22 protein-coding genes are annotated in these 25,011 nt (G+C 62.4%); 13 read left to right on the top strand and 9 right to left on the bottom strand.

What is annotated here, in order from left to right:
- Positions 1–19: 19 nt before the first annotated feature.
- Positions 20–1,144, bottom strand: coding sequence for an acetylornithine deacetylase (argE, locus tag PZN02_RS24970; protein WP_280661658.1), 1,125 nt, complete (start codon positions 1,142–1,144; stop codon positions 20–22).
- A gap of 332 nt (positions 1,145–1,476) precedes the next feature.
- Between argE and PZN02_RS24965 the strand changes: the two genes are divergently transcribed.
- Positions 1,477–2,370: a GNAT family N-acetyltransferase gene (locus PZN02_RS24965; RefSeq protein ID WP_280661657.1), complete on the top strand. Its 894-nt coding sequence runs from the start codon at positions 1,477–1,479 to the stop codon at positions 2,368–2,370.
- Between the two features lie 251 nt (positions 2,371–2,621).
- Here the strand turns inward: PZN02_RS24965 and PZN02_RS24960 are convergent, their stop codons facing one another.
- From PZN02_RS24960 to PZN02_RS24950, 3 genes are read right to left on the bottom strand one after another with little or no spacing between them, the layout of a single operon-like run.
- Positions 2,622–3,263 (bottom strand): ThuA domain-containing protein, encoded by a 642-nt coding sequence (locus PZN02_RS24960; protein ID WP_280661656.1) that lies wholly within the window; start codon positions 3,261–3,263, stop codon positions 2,622–2,624.
- Between the two features lie 22 nt (positions 3,264–3,285).
- Positions 3,286–4,386, bottom strand: coding sequence for a Gfo/Idh/MocA family protein (locus PZN02_RS24955; protein ID WP_280661655.1), 1,101 nt, complete (start codon positions 4,384–4,386; stop codon positions 3,286–3,288).
- Positions 4,387–4,431: 45 nt separating this feature from the next.
- A complete protein-coding gene (locus PZN02_RS24950; RefSeq protein ID WP_280661654.1) occupies positions 4,432–5,637 on the bottom strand; it encodes an ROK family transcriptional regulator in 1,206 nt (401 codons plus the stop codon).
- 218 nt (positions 5,638–5,855) lie between these two features.
- On the opposite strand from PZN02_RS24950, the gene PZN02_RS24945 reads away from it, so the two are divergent.
- The 4 genes from PZN02_RS24945 (at position 5,856) to PZN02_RS24930 (ending at position 10,116) form a co-directional block, all read left to right on the top strand.
- The gene (locus tag PZN02_RS24945) at positions 5,856–7,160 is read left to right on the top strand and encodes an ABC transporter substrate-binding protein (RefSeq protein ID WP_280661653.1); all 1,305 of its coding nucleotides are present in this window, start codon (positions 5,856–5,858) and stop codon (positions 7,158–7,160) included.
- 80 nt (positions 7,161–7,240) lie between these two features.
- The gene (locus PZN02_RS24940; RefSeq protein WP_280661652.1) at positions 7,241–8,179 is read left to right on the top strand and encodes a carbohydrate ABC transporter permease; all 939 of its coding nucleotides are present in this window, start codon (positions 7,241–7,243) and stop codon (positions 8,177–8,179) included.
- Positions 8,172–9,020 carry a carbohydrate ABC transporter permease gene (locus PZN02_RS24935; protein WP_280661651.1) on the top strand — a complete coding sequence of 283 codons (849 nt, stop codon included), beginning with the start codon at positions 8,172–8,174 and terminating at the stop codon, positions 9,018–9,020. Before PZN02_RS24940 ends, PZN02_RS24935 begins: the two co-directional genes overlap by 8 nt.
- Before the next feature lie 25 nt (positions 9,021–9,045).
- Positions 9,046–10,116: an ABC transporter ATP-binding protein gene (locus tag PZN02_RS24930; RefSeq protein WP_280661650.1), complete on the top strand. Its 1,071-nt coding sequence runs from the start codon at positions 9,046–9,048 to the stop codon at positions 10,114–10,116.
- Between the two features lie 410 nt (positions 10,117–10,526).
- On the opposite strand, the gene PZN02_RS24925 is transcribed toward PZN02_RS24930, so the two are convergent.
- The 3 genes from PZN02_RS24925 to denD are packed head-to-tail and all read right to left on the bottom strand — an operon-like array spanning position 10,527 to position 14,202.
- Positions 10,527–12,311, bottom strand: coding sequence for an IlvD/Edd family dehydratase (locus PZN02_RS24925; protein WP_280661649.1), 1,785 nt, complete (start codon positions 12,309–12,311; stop codon positions 10,527–10,529).
- Positions 12,308–13,219: an NAD(P)-dependent oxidoreductase gene (locus PZN02_RS24920; RefSeq protein WP_280661648.1), complete on the bottom strand. Its 912-nt coding sequence runs from the start codon at positions 13,217–13,219 to the stop codon at positions 12,308–12,310. The genes PZN02_RS24925 and PZN02_RS24920 overlap by 4 nt, the downstream gene beginning before the upstream one ends.
- On the bottom strand, positions 13,219–14,202 hold the full coding sequence (gene denD, locus PZN02_RS24915; RefSeq protein ID WP_280661647.1) for a D-erythronate dehydrogenase: 984 nt from the start codon (positions 14,200–14,202) through the stop codon (positions 13,219–13,221). The genes PZN02_RS24920 and denD overlap by 1 nt, the downstream gene beginning before the upstream one ends.
- A gap of 165 nt (positions 14,203–14,367) precedes the next feature.
- On the opposite strand from denD, the gene PZN02_RS24910 reads away from it, so the two are divergent.
- The 6 genes from PZN02_RS24910 (at position 14,368) to PZN02_RS24885 (ending at position 20,757) form a co-directional block, all read left to right on the top strand.
- Positions 14,368–15,795 carry an FAD-binding oxidoreductase gene (locus PZN02_RS24910; protein ID WP_425336306.1) on the top strand — a complete coding sequence of 476 codons (1,428 nt, stop codon included), beginning with the start codon at positions 14,368–14,370 and terminating at the stop codon, positions 15,793–15,795.
- A gap of 45 nt (positions 15,796–15,840) precedes the next feature.
- Complete coding sequence (locus PZN02_RS24905) at positions 15,841–16,548, top strand: FadR/GntR family transcriptional regulator (RefSeq protein ID WP_280661646.1); 708 nt, start codon at positions 15,841–15,843, stop codon at positions 16,546–16,548.
- Positions 16,549–16,711: 163 nt separating this feature from the next.
- A complete protein-coding gene (locus PZN02_RS24900) occupies positions 16,712–17,872 on the top strand; it encodes a fumarylacetoacetate hydrolase family protein (RefSeq protein ID WP_280661645.1) in 1,161 nt (386 codons plus the stop codon).
- Between the two features lie 22 nt (positions 17,873–17,894).
- The gene (locus tag PZN02_RS24895; protein ID WP_280661644.1) at positions 17,895–18,428 is read left to right on the top strand and encodes a TRAP transporter small permease; all 534 of its coding nucleotides are present in this window, start codon (positions 17,895–17,897) and stop codon (positions 18,426–18,428) included.
- Complete coding sequence (locus PZN02_RS24890; protein WP_280661643.1) at positions 18,428–19,705, top strand: TRAP transporter large permease; 1,278 nt, start codon at positions 18,428–18,430, stop codon at positions 19,703–19,705. Before PZN02_RS24895 ends, PZN02_RS24890 begins: the two co-directional genes overlap by 1 nt.
- Before the next feature lie 47 nt (positions 19,706–19,752).
- Positions 19,753–20,757 carry a TRAP transporter substrate-binding protein gene (locus tag PZN02_RS24885; protein WP_280661642.1) on the top strand — a complete coding sequence of 335 codons (1,005 nt, stop codon included), beginning with the start codon at positions 19,753–19,755 and terminating at the stop codon, positions 20,755–20,757.
- Between the two features lie 375 nt (positions 20,758–21,132).
- Here the strand turns inward: PZN02_RS24885 and PZN02_RS24880 are convergent, their stop codons facing one another.
- Positions 21,133–22,335: a mandelate racemase/muconate lactonizing enzyme family protein gene (locus tag PZN02_RS24880; protein ID WP_280661641.1), complete on the bottom strand. Its 1,203-nt coding sequence runs from the start codon at positions 22,333–22,335 to the stop codon at positions 21,133–21,135.
- A gap of 20 nt (positions 22,336–22,355) precedes the next feature.
- The gene (locus PZN02_RS24875) at positions 22,356–23,072 is read right to left on the bottom strand and encodes a FadR/GntR family transcriptional regulator (RefSeq protein ID WP_280661640.1); all 717 of its coding nucleotides are present in this window, start codon (positions 23,070–23,072) and stop codon (positions 22,356–22,358) included.
- Positions 23,073–23,316: 244 nt separating this feature from the next.
- Here PZN02_RS24875 and PZN02_RS24870 point away from each other — a divergent pair, with 244 nt between their 5' ends.
- Complete coding sequence (locus PZN02_RS24870; protein WP_280663330.1) at positions 23,317–23,667, top strand: hypothetical protein; 351 nt, start codon at positions 23,317–23,319, stop codon at positions 23,665–23,667.
- A 947-nt stretch (positions 23,668–24,614) separates the two neighbouring features.
- On the top strand, positions 24,615–24,785 hold the full coding sequence (locus PZN02_RS24865) for a hypothetical protein (RefSeq protein WP_280661639.1): 171 nt from the start codon (positions 24,615–24,617) through the stop codon (positions 24,783–24,785).
- The last annotated feature ends 226 nt before the right edge of the window (positions 24,786–25,011 follow it).

Raw genomic sequence — 25,011 nt, 5'->3', positions numbered from 1 at the left:
GCGTCTCCTTCTTGATGCCTCAGGCGAGGCAACGCTCGCCGAGCCGCTCGATCATCGCCTGGCAGGCCAGGAGTTCATCGACGAGGATGAATTCATCGGGCTTGTGGGCGCGGCCGATCTCGCCGGGGCCACAGATGATCGCGTCGACGCCGGCCCGTTGGAAAAGTCCCGCCTCGGTGCCGTAGCTGACGGCCGGGAGAGGCTCGAGACCGGTCAATTCTTCAAGCAGCCGCGCGAGCGGTGCATCGGGACCGAGCGAAAGCGGCGGATAGGAGCTTAGTTCCTGCCATTCCACTTCGAAGCCTCGTTCCGACAGCGCCTCGGCGGCCGCTCGCACCGGCGCGAGCAGTTCTCCCGGATCGACGCCGGAAATCGCCCGTGCTTCGAACTCCGCCTCGCAAGCGTCCGGAATGATGTTGACCGCCTGACCACCCTTCATCGTGCCGATTTGCAGGGAAGAGTAGGGCGGCTGGAAGAGATGATCGAAAGGACCACGGGCCAGCCGGTCGGCTTCTCCGACCGCGCAGGTAAGAACGCCCGTGATGGCGTGGACGGCATTCAGCCCCTGGTCGGGGCGCGAAGAATGGCCGGAGCGACCCTTGACCGTCAGTCTGGCGGCAGCCTTGCCCTTGTGGGCGCGGATCGCACGCAAGCCGCTTGGCTCGCCGATGATCGCGCCGAGCGGCGTCGCACAGAGTTCCGGGAGGCGCGCGATCATATGCGGCACGCCACGGCAGCCCGCCTCCTCGTCATAGGAGAAGGCGAGGTGCAGCGGCCGGAGTAGCGGCTTGTTAACAAGCCTGGGGACGGCCGCGAGAGCGGCGGCGAGAAAGCCCTTCATGTCGGTGGTGCCGCGGCCATGGAGCCGGCCTGCTTCAGCGCGCAGGCGGAAGGGATCGCTTGTCCAGCCGAGTTCGGCCGCCGGAACGACGTCCATGTGACCCGAGAGAATATAGCCATGCGCCTCTTTCGGCCCGATGGTGGCGAAGATGTTCGACCGATCGCTCTCCGGACCGGGAAGGACAACCACTGCGACGCCGTTGTTTTCCAGATAGCCGCGGATCCAAGCCACTATGTCTTCATTGGGTAGGCCCACGACGGAGCGAAAGCCAACGAGCTTTTCCAGGATTTCCGCTGCCTGCATTGGTGTCCTCTCAACACTCTCGGCCTGTCGAGATCGATGCCGCCGATCATGCGTTCACAACGAAAGGGTTTGGTTTCCACGCGTCACCGCGCATAAGATGACTGGCAAGCGACCGCCGGCTCGCTTCTCTCAAAATACCTTAGAAGCCTGCGCACGATTTACATGCCGAAAGCGCGTCGAATTCGGACGATTGTTGTGCGCGCAATGCACTCTCAAGCGAATCGTATCGAGCGTCAGGTCCTATTGTGAGCAAGAAAAGCTCTCGCCGCGGCTTGGCTAGACTGTATTGGCGAAGGCGAGGCGCAAGCAAAAACAATGGCGGGGAGGCAGGAGTGGACGCACCGGCAGCCGAATCCAAAGTGATCGACAGCTTCGAAATGCATGTGGCCGGCATCGAGAGCGCCGATCTCGAGCAGTTGCATGCCTTGTCAGTTTCCGTCGGGTGGCCTCTGCGTTCCGAGGATTTGCAGTTTCTGCGTGAGTGCGGCCACGGCTATGTCGCACGCGATGAAATTGGCAGGCTAACGGGTTCGGCCATGTGGTTTCCGCACGGTGACGATTTTGCGACCATAGGCATGGTGATCACTTCCCCCAGGCTGCAGACAAACGGCACCGCACGGTGGCTTATGGACCACGTGCTTTCGGATTGCCGGGGACGCAATCTCAGGCTCAATGCGACGAGGGCCGCCCGCCGTCTTTATCATTCGCTCGGCTTCCAGCCCGTGCGGACCATATACCAATGCCAGGGCACTGTCCGCCGCCCGGCCGACTTGACTACGCCAACGGAGCAGTCCGCGGTCCGGCGCCTGGAAGGGGAGGACCTTGCCGCTGTCGTCGACTTGGATGCAGGGGCATTCGGCGTTTCGAGGGCGGCGCTGATCGGGAAGCTCTTCGCACAATCCATAGCTTACGGCTTGTTTCGCGGCGGTCGGCTGTGCGCTTTCGCGCTTTGCCGTCCTTTTGGCAGGGGTCATGTCATTGGCCCGGTCGTGGCAGAATCTGATGCTGACGCAATCACAGTTATCCGGCAGCATGTCGCCGCCCACGAAAACCAGTTTCTGAGGCTCGACACGCCGGTCGAGACCGGCACTTTCGCGACATTCCTTTCGCAATCCGGCCTGACCGTCTTCGACACGGTGCTCGCAATGTCCCGTCGGGGCAAAGGTCGCCCGGAGGTAGTACCAGGGCAAAACCTCTACGGTCTGGCAAGCCACGCCCTAGGCTGAGGCTTTACGGCCTCTGTACTGGCAAGATCACACCCTTGCGAGCGCCGCAGCAACGTTGGTCCTCTGATTGATGTCCCCGTTTCTCAGGGGGCGCCGGCGACCGCTCAAGCACCGCGGGACTCGGCACGGACCGCGCCGCGATCGCCCGACGAGCAAATCTGCGCCTTGCGGACCCCGCCCTGACTGCCTTTGGTCTTCACGGCGTCCTGTAGCGCCACGGCCATGCGCCTTGAGCGTCTCGCCGACGCGTGTCAGCGCGCCGCCCAGTTGGCACCGCGGCCGAAGATCGTGCGCATCTCGGGAACCTCGAACTCCTTCGATACATGGCCGAGCGAGGAATAGAAGACCCGGCCCTTGCCGTATTTCCGCTTCCAGACGACCGGCATCACCACGCCTTCGATCCACCAGGCATGCTCTCCGGAAAAAGTCGTCGTTGCCAGCACCTCGTTCGAGGGATCGACGTGCATGTAATATTGCTCCGAGGTGTAGGGGAAATCGGAGATGCCTTCCATCAGCGGGTCGTCCGGGCGTGTGATGTTCACCCGATAGTCAATGATATTGCCGGGATGGGCCACCCATTGCCCGCCGATGATAAACTGGTATTCGACGCATTCGCGGAAAGCGTCGCCTGCGCCGCCGTGATAGCCGGCAATGCCCACGCCTCCTTCGACAGCGGCGGCCAGATTCTTCACCTCCTCCTTCTCGATCTTCGACATCGTCATGATCGGCACGATCAGCGACAGGTCGTGGATCGCGGGATCGGCGAAGGCCTCGGTCGTGTGCTCCAGATAGACCTTGAAGCCGTCCTCCTGCAGCATATCGCGGATGATATGGGCGCATTCCTGCGGCTCGTGGCCGCTCCAGCCTCCCCAGACGATCAGTGCCTCGCGCATGTAGAAGTCCTCCTGTAAGAAACTAGCGGCCGATGCGGCCATCGACGAGCGATTCCGACAGCGGTGCCGGACGCTCGGTCTTCGTGGTGATGCTGATCGTGGTGCCGGTTTCCGCCGCCTTGTGGAAGGCCTCCATGACCTCCAGCACGTGCAGCGCCAGATCCCCGCTTGCCCGATGCGGCCGCCCCGAGCGAATGGCGTGCGCCATGTCGGCGACGCCCAGCGAGCGGTAGTTGCCGTCCGCATAGGGCTCGGTCGTGGCAGCCGGCTCAAAGGCGCACCCCTTCCTCAGAAGCTCGATCTGGCCACCGAAATGGTTCGGATCCGGCACGATCAGCGTGCCCTCCGTTCCGTAGAGTTCGAGCGGCACGTGCTTGTGGCCAGCGACGTCGAAGCTCATGCCGATCTGCACGACAGCGCCGTTCGCGAAGGCCATCAAGCCGGCGACATGGGTCGGCACGTGGACGGGAATGCGCTCGCCTTTGCGCGCTTCGCTGGTGATCGTCCGTTCCTTCCGCGGCGCCGCGGCGAAGCCGGCAACCCTTTCGACCGGGCCAAGCAGGTTGACGAGATCGGTGATGTAGTAGGGGCCCATGTCGAGCATCGGCCCGCCGCCGACCTCGTAATAGAAGTCGGGGTTGGGATGCCAGCGCTCGTGGCCCGGGCACATGAAGGTGGCGGTGCCACCGACGGGAATACCGAGCGTGCCCGAATCGACGATCGCGCGCGCCGTCTGATGCGCGCCGCCGAGGAACGTGTCGGGGGCGGCGCCGATGCGCAGGCCTTTTGCCCGCGCCGCCGCGGCAAGCTTTTGCCCTTCCGCGAAATTGATGCCAAGCGGCTTTTCCGAATAGGTATGCTTGCCGGCCTCGAGCGCCTGCATGGCAACAGTGACGTGCGCTTTCGGTACGGTCAGGTTGACAATGAGCTCGATCGAAGGATCGGCGAGGAGGGCGGCGACGTCGCGGGCCTCGACGTTGAACTCGGCGGCGCGCTGTTCGGCAAGGTTGCCGTTCAGATCGGCGACGCCGCGGATGTCGAGGATCGGAAAGGACGCCATTGCCTTCAGGTAGGCCGACGAAATGTTTCCGCAGCCGATGATGCCGATACCGAGTTTTTCCATCAGTCTCCTCCCGAAATGGAAATCGCAGAAGACCGGCGCAACGCATCAAAGCGCCGGCGCCGGCCCGGTTGTCCCCCAGGGGGACTCGTAGAGTTCGCAGAGCGCCACGACGGCGGCTCCCTGTGCCCAGGTCTCGTCGGCCGACTCGTCGAAGACGAGTTCCGCGACAGTGCGGATCGAGGGCGGGATCGCGTTCTGATAGGCCTGGCGAATGCTGTCCACGAAAACGGGGCCAAGCGACAGGCTCGAGCCGACGATGACGACGCGAGGCGGCCCGAACAGCGTGACGATGTTGGCGACCGCATGCCCGATCGCTTCTCCGGCCCGCACCGCAGCCGCGATCAGCATGTTGTCCTCCGCCGCGATCAGCGTCTGCGCGTGCGCCATGCCGCGTCCGAGGCGCACCGCCTCGGCGAAGCGGCCGTCCATCGGGTGTTCGCCGAGGATCGCGCTCTCGCCGGCAAGGGTCGAGAGCCGAACGGTCTGTTGCTGGCCGACGCCGAGCACGAGGTCACCGAGATTGTGGCTCAGGCCGCCGGCGCCACGGAAAAGCTGGCCGCCGTGCAGGACGCCGAGGCCCAGCGTCTGCTCCAGCGAGACGAGCACCATGTCGTTAAGATCGCGGGCCCGGCCGAACCAGTGATGGGCAAGCGTGATCGCGTGCGCGTCGCTTTCGACGATCGTCGCGACGTTGAGCCGGCTCGTCATTTCGCTCGCGAAGTCGACGTCCGTTTCTCGGAAGATCGGGCTTGAGCGTACATGGCCGGTGCGGTGCTCGATCACGCCGGGAAGGCCGATGCAGACTGAATCGATATCGTCGAGCGAAAGGTCGGCGTCGACCACGCAACGGCGTACGCCGTCCTCTATCAGATCGGCGATGACGGCGATGGGCTGGCGGTCGACCCGGATGGGCAGGGTAAGATCAGAGAGAACCTCCCCGAGGAAGTTGGTGACGACGAAGACCATGCGATTGGCCGCGATCTTGGCGCCGACGACACGGGCGGCATCAGGATTGAGCTCCAGCATGACGCGCGGCCGGCCGCGTACTGCGGAATTGCGGATATCACCCTCGTGCCGCGTCAGGATGAGGCCGTCGTCGAGCAACGAGGCGGTGATCGCCGAAACGGTCGTCGTCGACAATTCGGAGCGCTCGCTGATCTCCACGCGAGAAATCGGCCCGTGCCGGCGGATCGTGTCCAGCACGTTGAAGCGGTTAATCGCGCGCATCAATTCGGGGTCGGCTGTCTTCATGGTTCTGGGGGATGCTCGCGTGTGCTGGACGATCTGCCTGAGAGAAAACGGTTATTTCGCCGGAATGCAAATTAAATAACCGGCAAGCAGCGCCTCCTGTCAAGCCAAATGATGGATTTTTCTGGCATCCGCAGTTGACATTTGCGCTTATGTCGTCTGAATTAATCCGCATAGGGGAAAAATTGGTGAGGATATTTCGCCCCTGGGAGGAGATTTCGATGATGCATGACCGTGGGAAGACCCCTCTTCGCGCCACACGACTGGCCGTATTTGCCGCAGCGAGCAGCATGGCGCTTCTCTTGAGCACGGGCCTATCATTCGCCCAGACGGCGGTGAAGTGGCTTCACCTCGAAACCGTTCCGGCTCAAGTGAAGATGTGGGAAGACATCGCCGCCAAGTACGAATCCGAGCATCCCGGCGTCGATGTGCAGATGCAGTTCCTCGAAAACGAGGCATTCAAGGCCAAGCTGCCGACGCTCCTACAATCGGACGACGCGCCGCACTTCTTCTATTCCTGGGGTGGCGGCGTACTGAAGCAGCAGTCCGAGACCGGCGCCCTGATGGATCTGACCGAGGCGATGCGTGCCGACGGCGGCGGCTGGGAGAAGAGCTACAATCCCGCCGCGCTCAAGGGTCTTACCTTCGATGACCGAATTTATGCGGTTCCCTTCAAAATGGGAACAATCAGCTTCTTCTACAACAAGGAACTCTTCAAGAAGGCGGGCCTGAAGGCCGAGGACATCAAGACCTGGGACAGCTTTCTGGCGGCGGTGAATACGCTGAAAGAGGCCGGGATCACGCCAATCGCCGGCGGAGGCGGCGACAAGTGGCCGCTGCACTTCTACTGGAGCTACCTCGTCATGCGCAACGGCGGCCAGGCGGTCTTCGAGGCGGCCAAGAACAACGAGGGCGAGGGCTTCCAGCATCCGGCGATCATCAAGGCCGGCGAGCAGCTTGCAGAACTCGGCAAGCTCGAACCGTTCCAGGGGGGCTATCTCGGTGCCACCTGGCCGCAGACCCTCGGCGTCTTCGGCGACGGCAAGGCGGCGATGGTCCTGAGCTTCGAGGATACCGAGACGAACCAGCGCGAAAACGCCGGCGACGGCAAGGGCCTCGCGCCCGAGAACATCGGCCGCTTCGCCTTCCCGATCGTGGAGGGCGGCGCGGGCGCGGTCACCGATACGCTGGGTGGCCTCAATGGCTGGGCCGTGACGAAGAACGCACCGCCCGAGGCACTCGACTTCCTGCGCTACCTGACCAATGCGGAGAACGAACGGATGATGGCGGGCATCGGCATGCTCATCCCTGTCGCTGTTGGCGCCCAGGACGGCGTCACCGACCCGCTCATGCGCGGCGCTGCCGACCAGCTCGCCGCCTCTACCTGGCACCAGAACTACTTCGACCAGGATCTCGGTCCTTCGGTCGGCCGCGTCGTCAACGACATCTCCGTCGAGATCATCGCCGGACAGATGTCCTCCGAGGAGGGCGTGCAGGCGATCCAAGAGGCGCTCGAGCTCGAGTGATCTCCCGAAACCGCCGGGCGATGGCCGCTGCCCTCGCCCGGCCCTCAGATCGATGAGACCTGCGCGAGAATGAGGACGACATGACCGACATGACTGCGACGATAACCGCGATGCCGGCCACGGCTAGCGCCAAGAAGGTGCGCTACAAGAGTCCAACGGTGCGGGGGCGGCTCCCCGTCCTCATCCTCTTCCTGCCGCCGGCTTTGCTGCTCTTCACGGTCTTCGTCATTCTGCCGATGGGCGAGGCGGCCTGGTACAGCCTCTATCGCTGGAACGGCTACGGGCTGCCGCAGCAGTTCGTCGGGTTCCGCAATTTCGAGGTGCTGTTCAACAATGCGGCTTTCTCCCGGGCGCTGATCAACAACGGCCTCATCATTCTCGTCTCGGTGCTCCTGCAGATCCCGCTTGCGATCTGGCTCGCGATGATGCTCGCCCACAGGATTGCCGGCGTTGTCGCCTTCAGGCTGATCTTCTTTCTTCCCTATGTACTGGCAGACGTCGCCGCCGGCCTCATCTGGCGCTTCGTTTATGACGGCGACTACGGCCTCTTCGCGGCTGTCGCCGGCTTCTTCGGCGTCGCAACCCCCTATGTCCTCGCCGACCGTGACCTCGCGATCTACGCTGTGCTCGCGGTCATCATCTGGAAGTATTTCGGCTTCCATATGATGCTCTTCATCGCCGGCCTGCAGGCGGTGGACAGGAGCGTGCTGGAGTCCGCCGAGATTGACGGGGCGACCGGCTGGCAGAAATTCCGTTACGTGACGCTGCCGCTGCTCGGCTCGACGGTCAGGCTCTCGATCTTCTTTGCAGTCATCGGCTCGCTGCAGCTCTTCGATCTCATCATGCCGCTCACCGGCGGCGGACCGTCCAATTCGACGCAAACGATGGTGACCTTCCTCTATACCTACGGCGTCACGCGCATGCAGGTGGGTCTCGGCAGCGCCGTCGGCGTCGTGCTCTTCGTCATCTGCGTGACGCTCGCCTTCGGCTACAAACGGATATTCATGCGCCATGACTGACACGACCTCCTCAGTCCGCACAACCACGGCAACCCGCATCTATCTCTACTTGTCGCTGTCGCTGGTGGCAGCGCTGGTGCTCGTGCCGCTGCTGACCACCGCTGTCGGTGGCTTCAAGTCGCTCGGCGAGCTGCGCGTCAATCCGTTCGGCCTGCCCTCCAAATGGCTCTGGTCGAACTATGTCGATATCCTTTTCGGCGACCGCTACTGGCGGCAGATGCTGAACTCACTGTTCATCGCAACCGTGACGGTGGTCCTGACGGTGATCGTCTCGGCTATGGCCGCCTTCACCTTCGCCCATGTGAAGTTCTTCGGCGTGAACCAGTTGCTGAACTACTTCCTGATCGGGCTCATGTTCCCGGCGGCGACCGCCATCCTGCCGCTCTTCATCCGCATCCGCGATCTCGGCCTGCTCGACACCTACTGGGGCGTGATCCTGCCCCAGGTCGCCTTCGGCCTCGGCATGAGCATCCTGCTTTTCCGCAACTATTTCCGGAACCTGCCGGATGAACTCTTCCAGGCCGCCTTCGTCGACGGCTGCGGCTACATCCGCTTCTTCTGGTACATTTCCCTGCCGCTTTCGCGGCCGATCGTCTCGACGGTCAGCATCATCACCTTCGTGCACAGCTGGAACAGCTACATCCTGCCGTTGATCATGCTGAACACGGAGGAGAAATATCCGTGGCCGCTCGGCATCATGGTCTATCGCGGGGAATTCGGCACCGATTGGCAACTCGTGCTCGCCTTCATCACGCTGACAATCCTGCCGACGGTCATCGTCTTCTTCCTCGCCCAAAAGCACATCATCGCGGGTCTCACGGCCGGCGCAGTAAAATCCTGAGCCCTCGTTTCAAGGAGCAAGCATCATGGCATCGGTCGAACTCAGGGACATACGCAAGAGCTACGGTGTGCTCGAGGTGATCCACGGCGTGTCGCTTTCGATCGTGGAGGGCGAGTTCATCGCGCTCGTCGGCCCCTCCGGCTGCGGCAAGTCCACGCTGTTGCGCATGATCGCGGGACTGGAAGAGATTAGCGACGGCGAGGTGCTGATCGGCGGCAAGGTCGTCAATCCGCTGACGCCGCGCGAGCGCAACATTGCGATGGTCTTCCAGTCCTACGCGCTCTATCCTCACATGACCGTGGCCGAGAACATGGGCTTCAACCTCAAGCTTTCCGGGCTTCGCAAGCCGGAGATCGACAAGCGAGTGGGCGAGGCGGCGCGCATGCTGGCGCTGACGGAGCTTCTCGATCGCAAGCCGAGCCAGCTTTCCGGCGGCCAGCGCCAACGCGTCGCCATGGGCCGGGCGATCGTGCGCGATCCGGCCGTCTTCCTGTTCGACGAACCGCTTTCCAACCTCGATGCCAAGCTCCGGGTGCAGATGCGCACCGAGATCAAGGCGTTGCACCAGAAGGTCGCCACCACCTCGATCTACGTTACCCACGACCAGATCGAGGCGATGACGCTCGCCGACCGCATCGTCGTCTTGAACGGTGGCAAGATCGAGCAGGTAGGCACGCCGCTGGAACTTTATCGCACACCCGCCAACCTCTTCGTCGCAGGCTTCATCGGCTCGCCGGCCATGAACGTGCTCGACGGGACGGTCGACGCCGCTGACGGCGAACCCGCGGTACGGCTCAGCGACGGATCGGCGATCCGGATTGCGCCGGAACGCAGGGTCCGGCCCGGGCAGGCGGTCCGGATCGGGCTGCGTCCGGAGCATTTTGTCGCCGGCGGAGAGGGCAACGCCATTGTCGGCCCGACGCTGCTCGTCGAGCCGACCGGTGCGCAGACGCATGTCCTCTTCGAGTTCGCGGGAAAACAGATAACCGCCGTCGTCGACGGCGACCATCCGGCCCGCCACGGAACCCTCTTCAAGGCGGCTATGGAGCGCAGCCAAGTGTACGTCTTCGATCGCGCCACTGGCGCCGCGTTATGATGTTCTGGCTTCTTCGAGGTCTGGTTCCGATCCCATCTTCCAAAGCCCCGAAGCCCGAAACGCCGGAATCTGCGGCGGAATGATTGTGAGCGGAGGTTCCGTACCATGAGGACCGCCCTGTCGCGGATTGCTCGAAGCTCGGCAAGAAAAGCAGTTGCAATCTCGGTCGCCTCAGATGCATCCGCGAACGCAGCGTCAAACCCGTGTGCCGCGGGGTCTGTAGCATGAAGGACGCTTCACGTCGCTGCAGTTTCTCGGTAGCCCTGAGCCCGGCGTCGAGATGAATTGCCCCAATCGGAGCCGATTGCACCGCGTCTCGCGGTGTCCACCGGCAATTCAAACAAGGAGAAGGCTCTCGATTGGAAGTGGCGATCGCACGGGGTGGTTTGCCCCGTGCAATCGCCAGATCGTCAGTGGTTGTGGCGCGGCGGCGTCTTGGAAATCTGACGGAACTTGTCCGCCTCCCTGATCGTCGCGCCGTCGGCGAGCTGGGTCACGGTCTTGCGGTAGATCATCTGCCAGGGAGTGGCGTCATCCGGTACCTTCGGAATTCCCCCGGCCTTGCGGCGCTCGATCTCGGCATCGTCGACCAACATGTCGCAGAGGCCTTCGTTGAAGTCGATGCGGATGGTGTCGCCGGTGCGTACCCAGGCAAGGCCGCCGCCGGCCGCGCTTTCGGGAGAGGCGTTCAGGATCGACGGGCTGTCGGCCGTGCCGGACTGGCGGCCGTCGCCGATCGTCGGAAGGCTCATGATGCCGCGCTTCAGCAGGTGATCCGGCGGCTGCATGTTGACCACTTCGGCCGAGCCCGGCCAACCCTTGGGACCGGCGCCGCGGATCACGAGGATGCAGTTCTCGTCGATGTCGAGCGAGGGATCGTTGATCCGCTTGTGGTAGTCCTCAGAGCCGTCGAAGACGATGGCGCGACCCTCGAACACGCCCTCGCGTCCCGACTCCTCCAGGTAGCGCTTGCGGAAGCTGTCGGAAACGACGCTCATCTTCATGATGGCGAAGTCGAAGAGATTGCCCTTGAGGACGAGGAAGCCCGCGCGCTCGCGTAGCGGTTCGGCAAAAGGCCTGATCACTTCGCGGTCGTCGGATTCGCGGCCTTCGAGGTTTTCTGCCATGGTCTTTCCGGTCACCGTCGGCAAGCCGCCGTCGATCTTGCCGGCCTTGAGCAGTTCCCACATGATGGCGGGCACACCGCCGGCACGGTGGAAACGTTCGCCGAGATAGGCACCCGCCGGCTGGACATTGGCGAGCAGGGGTATGTCGTAGCCATGAACCTGCCAATCGTCCGGGTTGAGCGTCACTCCGGCGTGCTTGGCCATTGCCATCAGATGCGGCTGGGCATTGGTCGAGCCGCCGATGGCGGAGTTGACCTTGATCGCGTTCAGGAACGCCTCGCGCGTCAGGATGTCGGACGGCTTGATGTCTTCGAGTACCAGCTCAACGGCGCGGCGGCCGGTGCGATAGGCCATCTGGCCGCGTTCCCGGTAGGCTGCCGGAATCGCCGCACAGCCGGTCAGCGACATGCCGAGCGCTTCGGCCATGGCGTTCATCGTGGACGCCGTGCCCATGGTGTTGCAATGGCCGACCGAGGGAGCGGAATCGAGGGCCGCTTCGAGGAACTGCTCGCGACTTATTTCGCCGGCGGCATACTTGCGGCGCGAACGCCAGATCACGGTGCCGGAGCCGACGAGGTCTCCGTCGTTCCAGCCGTCGAGCATCGGTCCGCCGGAGAAGACGATGGCCGGAATGTCGACAGTCGACGCGGCCATCAGTGCCGACGGGGTGGTCTTGTCGCAGCCGGTGGTCAGGATCACGCCGTCGAGCGGATAGCCGTAAAGGATCTCGACCAGTCCGAGATAGGCGAGGTTGCGGTCGAGCGCCGCCGTCGGCCTCTTGCAGTTCTCGAACAGCGGATGGGTCGGGAACTCGATCGGAATGCCGCCCGCATCGCGGATGCCGTCGCGTAGGCGCTTCGCCAGCTCCAGATGGTGGCGGTTGCAGGGGTTGAGGTCGCTGCCGGACTGGGCGACGCCGATGATCGGTTTGCCGGACCGCAGCTCTTCCGGTGTGGTGCCATAGTTCATGAACCGTTCCAGATAGAGCGCGGTCAGGTCCAGGTGCTCGGGGTTATCGAACCAGTCCTGCGAGCGCAGCCGCCGGGTGGACTTCTTGTTGTCGGTCATCGATCCTCCTCCCGTTCGCTCCCGTTGACCTTCTCCAGATGCAACAGAAGCGCGCTGTGATCCTTTTCGCCGCCGCCATCGGAGACGAAGTCACGGAATTCGCTCCGCACCATGGCCGTCAACGGCAATTCCAGATCCAGGAGATCGGCCATGGCGGCAACCGCATCCAGGTCCTTCAGTTGTAGCCGAGAGGGACCGCCGGGGGCAAAGGTGCGGTTCACCATGCGGGCGCCGTGCAGGTCAAGAATCCGGCTCTCGGCGAAGCCGCCGCGAATGGCGTCGCGGAACCTGCCGCGATCCGCGCCGCCGGCTTCCACGAGGATCATCGCCTCGGCAACCGCGCCGATCGTGATGGCGACGATCTGCTGGTTGGCCAGCTTGCAGATCTGGCCGGCGCCAGCGGGGCCGACATGGGTGACGCGGCCAAGCGCGGCGAAGACGTCCCTAAGGTCAGCAATAACCTCGGCCGTGCCGCCGGCCATAATGGCGAGTGTCCCGGCTTCGGCGCCGGCGACGCCACCGGAAACCGGGGCATCGACGTGGGCGACGCCGAGCTCAGCGAGGCGGGCTGCGTGATCGCGGGCGATCGGCGGGGCGATCGACGAGGAATCGACGACGATCGCGCCGACCTTCAGGACTTCGGCGACGCCGCCTTCGAACAGAACCTCGCCGACCGCGTTTCCGTCGCTCAGCATGGTGAAGACGATGTCGGCATCACGTGCAGCGTCCGCGGCCGTGGCGGCGAGGCGTGCGCCGTCGACCGCCAGGGCTGCGGCTTTGGCGGCGTCACGGTTCCAGACCGTGACGGGAAAACCTGCCTTCAGCAGGCGGCGCGCCATCGGCGCGCCCATGAGCCCGGTGCCGAGAAAGGCAATGCACCGGGACGCATTCTTTTTGTCAGCGGTCATCAGAGCTTGCCTCCCAGTTCGTCCTCGATGTGGACCTTAATGATCTCGTCGAAGGATTTTTCCGCGGTGAAACCGAGTTCGGTGGCGCGTTTGGCTTCGAAACCGGGCGCCCAGCCGGCGCACATGCGCATGATCATCTCGTCGGGCTCGCGACGGATGAGCGACACGGCCTTCTCGCCGGCGACGCGGCGCAGAGCCTCGATCTGTTCGCCGACGGTGGCGCTGAGGCCCGGCATGGAAAGGTTGCGGCGCGGGCCGACCTTTTCGACGTCGATGGTCGCGCCGTGGATCAGGAAGCCGACGGCCGAGCGCGGCGAGGCGTGCCAGTGGCGGACGTCCTCGGAGACCGGAAGTACGGCTTCCTGGCCGACCAGCGGCTCGCGCAGGATGTTGGAAAAGAAGCCGGAGGCAGCCTTGTTCGGCTTACCCGGACGGATGCAGATGGTCGGAAGGCGGATGCCGATGCCGTCGAAGAAGCCGCGACGCGAATAGTCCGACAGCAAGAGTTCGCAAATGGCCTTCTGGGTGCCGTAGCTGGTCAGCGGCGTGGTGTGGAACTCGTCCGGAATCGGATAGGGCAGGGGAGCGCCGAAGACGGCGATCGACGAGGTGAAGACGACACGCGGCTTGTAGCCGTCCTGGCCGTGGGCGATGCGGATCGCGTCGAGCAGGTAACGGGTGCCGTCGAGGTTGATGCGGTAGCCCTTGTCGAAGTCGAGTTCGGCTTCGCCCGATACGATGGCGGCGAGGTGGAAGATCACGTCCGGCCGTTTGGCGACGAGGCGCTCGGCTTCGCCGGCAGACGAAAGGTCGACGGTTTCAATGACGGCCTTGCCGGTGAAACCCGCCGGCGCTTCCGGGGTGACGACGTCGACCAGCGTCATCGCGTCAATGGCGCGACCGTCCAGGGTTCCATCATTCGCAAGACGTGCCGCGAGCTTGCGACCGACCATGCCGGCGGCACCGATGATCAGAATGTGCATGTGATTACCTCCTCCATGCTTTCGTTCCCACCGTCCGACGAAGGTGCGAACCACACAGCCGAAAAAAGACATTGTAAGGTTGTCTGATAACCTTATATGATCCGTTTGAAAACAGAATAATTGGCATCCCGCACAGGCCGCCAAAGCCGGTGCCGGGAGGGACACGTGAACGTGAGTATCCAGTCATATCATCAGAAATTCGTGGACGCCCTCGGGGCGGACCTGGTTCTCCTCGGTGAAGAAGTGGAGCGCTATTGTCGTGACTGGCACGGCGACGTGACCACCGGAGCGATTGCGGTCCTTCGTCCGCGCTCCACCGAGGATGTCTCGAAGGCGGTGCGCGTCTGCGCCGAACTGGGTGTCGCGATCGTGCCGCAGGGCGGCAACACCGGCCTCGTGCTGGGTGCTACGCCGGATGCGCCGGAAAGTCAGGTCGTGCTCAGCCTCGAGCGCATGAATGCCATCCGCCGGATTGACGCCGACGACTTTTCGGCCGTCGTTGAGGCGGGCGCTATCCTGTCCGAATTCAAGGACAAGGTCGAGGAAGCTGGAATGTTCTTCCCGCTCGCGCTCGGCGCGCAGGGGTCCTGCCGAATCGGCGGCAATGTCTCCACCAATGCCGGCGGCATCAATGTCCTGCGCTACGGCATGACGCGCGAACTGGTGCTGGGGCTGGAGGTCGTTTTGCCCGACGGTTCGGTTTTCGAAGGGTTGTCGACGCTGCGCAAGGACAATCGCGGCATTGATCTAAAGCAGTTGTTCATCGGAGCCGAAGGTACGCTCGGAATTATCACGGCGGTCGCGGTGAAGCTGATGCCGATGCCGGATCAGGTGGCCACCGCCCTTCTGGGATTGAATGCGCTCGACGACGTGATCGCGCTCTACCGCCGTGCCCGTCGCGATTGCTGCGACCTTCTGTCAGCCTTCGAGTTCATGCCGCCGCTCGCCTTCACCCTGGCGCGCGAGGCGATGCCGGACCTCGCCATGCCGATGTCGGACGACCACCCGGCCTATGCGCTGCTCGAAATCTCGGGCTCGGGGCTGGTCAACGTTTCGGATCTGATGGAACGGTTCCTCGAAGGTGTCATGGGCGACGGTCTCGTGGTCGATGGGGTGGTCGCCACGTCCAAGGCGCAGTCGCGCAATCTCTGGCTTTTCCGCGAGGGCATGAACGAGGGGCAGGCCAAGCGCGGTCCGCACTTGCGCACCGACGTTTCTGTTCCGCTGTCGCGGGTCGCCGATTTCGTGCGCGATGCGCAGAAGGCCGTCTACGACGCACTTCCGGACTGCGTTTGCGTCTCCTACGGCCATGTCGGCGACGGCAACGTGCACCTGAACGTGCTGCCACCGGGCGACCTGCCGCGCAGTGAAATCGATGCGCGAATCTACAAGGCGAAGAAGATCATCAATGAAGTGCTCGACAGCTATCACGGCTCGATCAGCGCCGAGCATGGCATCGGTCGCTTGAAGAGGTCAGACTTCGACACGCGTCTGTCCGAGGTTCGACGCAAGCTGCTGGCCGCAGTGAAGACGGCGATCGATCCGGATCTTTGGATGAACCCCGGTTGCCAATTGAGTTTCGCGAGGGATTGATAGAAAACCCCTCACGTGACGCGGAGGAGGCGGGACGTAAAGACGATGGAATTCGGACATATCAGGCGAAGTGAACATCTGCCGGCACGCATTGCCAGTCAGATTGCGCGCGACATCACCGAAGGCCGGATGCGTCCGGGCGAAAAGCTGCCGACCGAACACTTTCTGGCCAAGGCGCTGGGCGTGAGCCGGACCGTGGTGCGCGAGGCGATTGCCCAGCTGCGCAACGAGGGACTGGTCGAGACGCGCCAGGGTGTCGGTGCCTTCGTCACCGAGTCCCACGCACGGCAAATCCGCATCGAGCAGGATGACCTGGCCGACCGCCAAAGTTTCCGCGATCTCTTTCAGTTGCGTGTGCCGCTGGAGATCGAGGCCGCGGGCTTGGCCGCGCTGCACCATACGGCCGACGATCTTGCGCGTATCGACGAGGCGCTCGCCAGTATGAGCGGCGGGGAAAAGTGGACGGCGGAAGGCATAGTCGCCGACCTTGCGTTTCACCGCGCGATCGCTGCCGCCACCGGAAACGAGTACTTCTCGGTCTTCATCGGGTTCATCGCGGAGCGCATCAGCCTGGCGATCAGTGCGGCGCGGTCGACCGCGGTTCTTGAGGAGATCGTCGAGGTGACGATAGAGGAGCATGTCGTCTTGCGCGATGCCATTGCCAGCCGGGATCCGAAGCGGGCGAGGGAGGCGATGAAGATGCACCTGTTGGGGGCGGCGAGGCGGCTCGACCTGACGCTCGAGGCCTATTGAGGTCGCATATGGTGGTGGCTTTTTGAACAAGCCGTCATTTGGACGCTGGACAGGGTGACGAAGTCCGACTAAAACGATCGAGGAGTATTGTCAGACATCCTGACAATAAGGCAACGCGGCAGGAGGCCGCTGCCTGGGAGGCATAAGAAAAAGGGAGGATGGCTTGGTTTCCAAGCGTTCACTATCCGCAGCCGCAATTCTGCCGGAAGACGCAGCGCAGGCCATTCTGGTCGGGCGTGTGTGGTCGAAGGCCGTCGATGGCCCTTGCCCGGTACTGCTGCGCGACGGTCGCTTGCTTGACCTGACAACCATCGCCGCCACTGTTTCGTTTCTGTTCGAGCAGGATGGGTTGGTCGACAGGCTGAAATCCGCGACCGATCTCGTCGATCTCGGCTCTCTCGACGATTTCCTCTCCGGCAAGGCGGGCGAACTTCTGGCGCCGATCGACCTTCAGGCGATCAAGGCGGCCGGCGTCACCTTCGCCGACAGCATGCTCGAGCGGGTGATCGAGGAGCAGGCCAAGGGCGACCCCTCCCGGGCACGCGAAATCCGCGAACGGCTGGCGCCGGTGCTCGGCGACAGCTTGCGCGGTCTCGTGGCCGGTTCGCAGCAGGCGGCGAAGGTCAAGGCGCTGCTGCAGGACATGAATCTCTGGTCGCAGTACCTCGAAGTCGGAATCGGCCCCGACGCCGAGATCTTCACCAAGTCGCAGCCCATGTCGTCCGTCGGCTGTGGCGACACGGTCGGCATTCATCCGATCTCGCAGTGGAACAATCCCGAGCCCGAAGTCGTGCTTGCAGTTCGTTCTGACGGCACCATCCTCGGCGCCACTCTCGGCAACGACGTAAACCTTCGTGATGTCGAAGGCCGTTCCGCCTTGTTGCTCGGCAAGGCGAAGGACAACAATGCGTCCTGCTCGATCGGCCCGTTCATTCGCCTGTTTGACGCGAACTTCACCATCGACGACCTGCGCAGGGTTCGCGTCACGCTGCTGGTCAAGGGCGAGGACGGTTTCGAGATGACCGGCGAAAGCCCGATGGAAGCGATCAGCCGCAGCCCGGAAAACCTGGTGTCGCAACTGCGCAACCGCAATCACCAGTATCCCGATGGCGCGGTGCTGTTCCTCGGCACCATGTTCGCACCGGTGAAAGATCGCCGGGGCGTCGGACAGGGCTTCACGCATGAAGTGGGCGACCGGGTGGAAATATCGACGCCGAAGCTCGGACGTCTGGTGAACTGGGTTGATCGCTGTGACGCTTGCCCGGAATGGACCTTCGGGGTCGGCGCCCTCATGCGAAACCTCGCCAAGCGCGGCCTCTTGTAATTTTTCGAACGGGGAGGGCCGAGTGCAAAAGGCAATCGATCGATTCTACAAAGTCCTCGAATTCCTGCTGATCATCCTTCTTTCGGGGATGGCGGTCATGGTTTTCGTCAACGTCGTCATGCGCTACGCCATGAATTCCGGTCTGACCGTGTCGGATGAATTGGCGCGTTACTTCTTCGTCTGGGTGACCTTCATCGGCGCCGTGGTGTCGTTCCGAGAACACGGGCACATGGGCGTGGAGACCCTCGTGGCACTGTTTGGTCGCAAGGGTCGCGTTATCTGCATGGCCGTCAGCAACGTCGTGATCATCGGCGTTTCCGCCATCTTTTTCTGGGGCACCTGGAAGCAGTTCCCGATCAACTGGAGCATGAGTGCACCGGTGACGGGCCTGTCCATGGGCTTCGTTTACGGCATCGGCTTCTTCACGGGCGCCGGCTGCGTGATCATCGCCCTGGAACGCCTCATTCGCCTCCTGACCGGTCGCGTGACCGAGGAAGAACTTGCCGCCTTCGCCGGCGAAAACATGTCCCTCGAACATCTGGCCGAGCGTAGCTGATGACTCTTCTCGTATTTATTGCCTCCCTCGTCGGAGCCATGGCGATCGGCGTGCCGGTTGCGTTCGCCCTGATGTTCTGTGGCGTCGTCCTCATGTGGTTCATGGGGATGTTCAACAGCCAGATCATCGCGCAGAACATGATCATCGGTGCCGACACCTTCACGCTGCTGGCCATCCCGTTCTTCGTTCTGGCCGGCGAGTTGATGAACTCGGGCGGCCTGTCCAAGCGCATCATCGAGTTCGCGATCGCCTGCGTCGGTCACATTCGTGGCGGTCTCGGCATCGTGGCGATCATGGCTGCCGTCATCATGGCGAGTATTTCGGGTTCGGCCGCTGCCGACACCGCTGCCCTTGCCGCGATCCTGATCCCCATGATGGCGAGGGCCGGCTACAACGTGCCACGTTCCGCAGGGCTGATCGCGTCCGGCGGCATCATCGCCCCGGTCATCCCGCCATCCATGGCGTTCATCGTGTTCGGCGTGTCGGCCAACGTATCTATCACCCAGCTCTTCATGGCGGGCATCGTGCCTGGCCTGCTGATGGGCCTGTCGTTGATCCTTACCTGGCAGTTCGTCGTGCGCAAGGACAACATCCAGCCGCTGCCGAAGGCTCCGATGTCCGCGCGCCTCAACGCGACCGGGCGCGCCGCCTGGGCACTCGGCATGCCGGTGATCATTCTCGGCGGCATCAAGGCCGGGGTCGTGACGCCGACCGAAGCTGCCGTGATCGCTGCCTTCTATGCCCTTTTCGTCGGCATGTTCATCTACCGCGAGCTGAAGCCGCGCGACTTGCCGCGGGTCATCCTGCAGGCTGCCAAGACGACTGCGGTCATCATGTTCCTGGTCTGCGCGGCGCTCGTCTCCGCATGGCTTATCACGGCCGCGAACATTCCGACCGAGATCACGGGCTATATCGAACCGCTGATCGACCGCCCGAAGCTCCTGATGTTCGCGATCATGATCCTGGTCCTGATCGTCGGCACCGCTCTCGACCTGACGCCGTCGATCCTGATCCTCACGCCCGTCCTCATGCCGATCATCAAGCAGGCGGGCATCGATCCGATCTACTTCGGCGTGATGTTCGTTATGAACTGCTGCATCGGCCTGATCACCCCGCCGGTGGGCGTCGTTCTGAACGTCGTGAGCGGCGTCGGTCGGGTCCCGCTCGGAAAAGTCACGGTCGGCATCCTGCCCTTCCTGCTCGCCCAGACGGCTCTACTGATGCTGCTCGTGCTGTTCCCTGAACTCATCACCGTGCCCGCCCAGTGGCTGCGGTGATGGACAACCCTCAATCTTCTCAAACAACCATCCTCGGGAGGGATATCATGAGAAAACTTCTACTCGCCACGACCGCCATTGCATTCGCCTGCACGGCTTCGGCTCCGGCGTTCGCCGAATTCAACGACCGCAACATCCGCGTGTCGAACGGCATCAACGCCGACCACCCGGTCGGCAACGGTATCGAAGCGATGCAGAAGTGCCTGGACGAAAAGTCCGGCGGCAAGCTCAAGCTGACCGCGTTCTGGGGCGGTGCTCTCGGCGGCGACTTGCAGGCCACCCAGGCGCTCCGTTCGGGCGTTCAGGAAGCTGTCGTGACCTCGTCGTCGCCGCTCGTCGGCATCGAGCCGGCTCTCGGCGTCTTCGACCTGCCGTTCCTCTTCGCCAATGCCGAGGAAGCCTACAAGGTTCTCGACGGCAAGTTCGGCGAGATGATGAACGAGAAGCTGGCAGCCGTCGGCTTGGTCAACCTCGCTTACTGGGAAAACGGTTTCCGTAACCTGTCGAACTCCGTTCGTCCGGTCGCGAAGTGGGAAGACTTCGAGGGCCTGAAGGTCCGCGTCATGCAGAACAATATCTTCCTCGACACCTTCCAGAACCTCGGTGCGAACGCCACGCCGATGGCCTTCGGCGAGGTGTTCTCGGCTCTCGAAACCAAAACGATCGACGCCCAGGAAAACCCGTATGTGACGATCGACACCTCGAAGTTCTTCGAAGTGCAGAAGTACATCACCGAGACCAACCACGCCTACACGCCGTTCCTCTTCCTGTTCTCGAAGGCGATCTTCGACACTTACACCCCGGAAGAGCAGGCAGCCCTTCGTGAATGCGCCGTCGTCGGCCGCGACGTCGAGCGTCAGGTCATCGCTGAGCTGAACAAGAAGTCGCTGGAGAAGATCAAGGCTGCCGGTCTCGAAGTGAACGTCCTGTCTCCGGAAGAACAGACCCGCATCCGCGAGAAGTCGATGGTTGTTTACCAAAAGCACATGGACGAGATCGGTGCTGAGATCGTGGACGCAGTCCTTGCCGAACTCGCCGAGATCCGCAAGTAATCTCCCTACTGCATGTATCCTTAAATCGTAGTCGATTTAAGGATACAAACATGCAGCAATTCAAAGTGCTACAGCGTCTTTGCGCGTCTGATAAGACGCGCGGCGCTGTAGTGGCGGTCCTTCGGGGCCGCGCCAACAAAGAAGCCCGCAGCGGTCGCCGCTGCGGGCTTCTTCTATGTTGTGCGTCTCAGGAAGGCTCGTCCCGCATGAATGCGGGCGCCGGCTTTGGCATGCCCAACGCGCGTCGTTCAGCGCGAACAGCACCTGCCGAGCAGCGTTACCGCGGGCCGGCGACGGCGGCGAGCCCAAGGGCCGCCGACGCCCTATTGGCTTGTCGTCGTTTTTTCCTCAAGGGATCTCTGGCCGTCACGTCAGTCAGATGCCCGAGGCGTCGGACATGCGGCGGCTGACTGTGAAGGTCTTCTCTATGTCGGGATGAAGCTCCATACCAAGCCCCGGACCGGGGGGAACCGTGATCATCCCGTTCCTCACCTCCGGCAGCGCGGTCACAAGATCGCGATACCAGGTGTTGTAGAAGGCGCGCACGCTTTCCTGGACCAGCGCATTGGGCGCATTGAGCGACAGATGGGTCGAGGCGCAGAGCACCACCGGTCCGGTGCAGTCATGGGGAGCGACTGGCAGGTGCCAGGCTTCGGCCATCGACGCGATCTTGCGGGCTTCCGAGAGCCCGCCGCACCAGGAGATGTCGAGCATGACGATGCCGGCTGCCCCGGTTTCGAGATAGTCGCGGAAACCCCACCGGGTGGCGAGCGTCTCAGAGGCCGAGATCGGGGCCGGGGAGACTTCGGCATAGCGCTTCAGGCTCGAAAGGCTGTCCATCTTGATCGGATCTTCATGCCAGAAGGTGTTGAAGGGCGCGAGCGCCTTGGCGATCTGCATCGCCGGCAGCAACTGCCACATGGAGTGGAACTCGACCATGATGTCCATCTTGTCGCCGACGGCCGCACGGATCTTTTCGAAGGGAACGAGTGCCTGCTTGAGGTCGGGAACCGAGATGTACTGGCCGCGCGTCTTTTCGGCGGCCGCGTCGAACGGCCAAATCTTCATGGCGGTGATGCCGTCTTCGAGCAGCGAGAGTGCCAGTTCGTCGGCGCGGTTGAGGAAGCCGTTCAGGTCGTCATAGTCCTTTCCGGTCGAAAGTCCGTAGTTGGACGTCGTCTGGCCGGTCGCCTTCTTGATGTATTCGGTGCCGGCGCAGGTGTTATAGGTGCGGATCTCGCGGCGCGTGAAGCCGCCGAGAAGCTGGGCGATCGGCTGCCCAGTCGCTTTTCCGAAAATGTCCCAGAGGGCGATGTCGAAGGCGGAGTTGCCGCGCACTTCGGCGCCGGAGGAACGGAAGCCGACATAGCCGACGAGGTCGGCCGCGAGACGGTCGATCTCCAGCGGATCACGGCCGATCACGCGGGGCGCGATATATTCGTGTATGTAGGCTTCGACGGTCTCCGCGCCGAAGAAGGTTTCGCCGAGACCGGACAAGCCTTCGTCAGTGTGCACGAGCAGCCAGAGGAGATTGGCGCGCTCGGCGACGCGCACGGTTTCGAGACCTGTAATTTTCATGGGAACTCCAGTTTCTTGGTTCAGGTCAGGCCGGCACGGGCGAGAGCCCTGAGGCTCTCATCGAAATGCCGGTCCATGATGGTCGAGGCCGCCTGAGGATCGGCGGCGGCGATCGCCTCGGCGAGGTCGAGGTGCAGGCGGTTCATGGCTTCGCGTTCGTCATCGGTGGCGCGGGCCCTCCAGCCGATTGGCCAGCTCTCGACGATCACGCCCTGAAAGGCGCCGATCATGAGGGCGAAGACGGGGTTCTTCGAGGCGCGCGCGATTGCCAGATGAAGGGCGAGGTCGTTTTCCATGACGACGCCCGGTTGGTCGAGGCGGTTCTGCATGGCGCGGGCGAAGCCGAGGATCTCGTCTGCTTCCTGCTCGGTGCGCAGCAGGGCAGCGAGCGTTGCCGTACGCCCCTCGATGGTGCGGCGCGCGTCATAGATCTGGCGGATGTCAATCTGATCGGTGAACAGGCCGTGTCGGAACGTCATGGCGATGGAACTGTCGTCGAGTTCGGCGACGGTCGGCCGCTTGCCGGCGCCGAGATCGATCAGTCGCATCGCGGCGAGCGAACGCAGAGCCTCGCGAACCACGGTGCGGGACACGTTGAGGCTTTCCGTGAGGGCTGCTTCGGAGGGCAGGCGATCCCCGGGCTTGAGCTGGCTTTCACGGATGAAGGCGGAAATCTGCGAGACCGCGCCTGCGACGAGGTCGCCGGAGGATGGAATGATCGGTGCCGTTTCGCTCATTTGCTATCCTATAGCTTTAAAAAAGCTATAGGATAGGTTTCTGCAAATGCCAAGAGCGAAAGGATAAGGGCAAACGTAAAGGGGGGGTGGGTGGTTGACGCGCTGCAGCTTGTTCGGGCCAGCTAGGTCGTCGTAGCTGCCATCCTCGGTTGCCTCCGGTAACCGGTTTGCCGAACTACGCTGCATTCCGGTCCAAACTGGAGCATCGTTTGCGCAAGCGATATCTCGCCCGACCACAGTTTTGATGTTGATAGAACTCGGCGCTTTGAATGCAGTCGCGACGGAACTGGGGCGACATGCGGCGGAGCACATCCTCCGACGCTTCTGCCAGATCGACAAAAACGCCCCTTACGATGATGTTGTTTATTCTCTGGGTTGTTCCTTTCCGCGTGCGCAAACAGAAGTGTATCCACTGCCGCTGCTCGCTAAATGGAGACGTGCCGAGAAAATGACCAAAGACAGTGCGTTGCCTTTTTCGGTCATGCACCAGCAACCCTCCGCCCCTGATGACGTTCCGATACGGGATCCGGCGACCGGCCATGTCGTTCGCCAGTGCTTGCTGCGGCACTTTGCCTGGAACCACGGACGGCACTAACGATCAGGCAGGCGAGAATGATCGACGCCCTGAAGCAGGACTCGCCTGAATTCGCTTTGATGAGCAGCCTTGGCACGCGCTCCAGTGGAATTTGTGCGTGCATGATCCAGGGAGCGCAGCTGGCTTGGCGTGTATTTATCTTTACTAAATTACCTCTTGGCGTATCATCGTTGCGGCGTGGTTGCTGGGGGGATCAGATGACGCGCAGCTCGCTTGTTGCAGGTTACTCCTGTTGCTTCTCAGCCCAGACCAATTTCATTCTGACAGCAACAACATTTCTCTGGCCTACTTACTTTTAGTGCAGAATTCGGCTCATCTGGCGCGAGTGACATTGTCGACGAGCCGTTTGATCTCTTGCTCATGAACCCCGGGGGAGTCGCCCGGCAGCGATTGGAGGCATGTCATGCCAGGCAGTTGGGATCTTAATCAGAATATCAACTTCGGCACACATCGGGTCGAGTGGCCGACGGGTCCGTTGGGACTCGAATCAGGCGAGACACCCAAGTGGGTCGAGGCGTGGGCTATGCAGAGCAGCACGGGCGCCAGTCAAAGGACCGCCCAGTGGACCGGTTGGGCGCCGAATTACGTGGTCTGGACTGCAGACGGTATCCCGCCGGGGTGGATAAACGGACAGTTCCAGCCAGGACCGGCATTGGGGATCTCCCTCCTGGCTTACGACGACTCCAGTGGTACTGATAAATTCTACTGGTGGCTTGAGGTAGTCAATTTGTATTAGCACCTCGCGGTAATTGGCGAGCGCGGCACGGCCTATGCTGCAAAGCAGTTCTGCAACGCCGAGTGATCCGGCATAGCAGGCTGCGGACGTGCATGACTCCCGGTTTGCGATCTCGTCGCATTCCTCTCGGAACGTGACGTTTCGCAAGGACATACGCATAGAAGTGACGTGGCCGTTCTACTTGGGTTTGATGATCAGATGGAGGGATGAAATGGCCGTTGACTATGAGTTTATTGAGCGTTTCGAGAAGGAGATCAAAGTCCTTAGGGACTTGCAGAAGGCGGCCGAAGACGCGATCGAGAGAGCCGAGAACCGGATCGCGAGAATCCGACATGGGGAGTCTAAGGAGGATGTCTTTGGTCCTATCCCGCCAAAAAAATAAGTCCGGCGGCTCAGGGCAGTGGTGGCTAGCATCGCTCGGTGAAAGGGAACCAAGGGCAGTCGCAGTTGGGTTCGGAATGACCAACACAGGTCAAAAAGCGGCTGTTCATCGAACAGAGGCGAACGACCGATGCCGTGGAAAAACTCGACCTATTCGTCGGCAGAATGGCGTTTGAGAAGCACACCTATCCATCTTTGCCCAATTGGCGCGAATCTGCGGGTTGGCC

Source organism: Sinorhizobium garamanticum (assembly GCF_029892065.1).
GTDB classification, from domain to species: Bacteria; Pseudomonadota; Alphaproteobacteria; order Rhizobiales; family Rhizobiaceae; genus Sinorhizobium; species Sinorhizobium garamanticum.
This window is presented reverse-complemented; position numbering and strand designations above follow the sequence as displayed.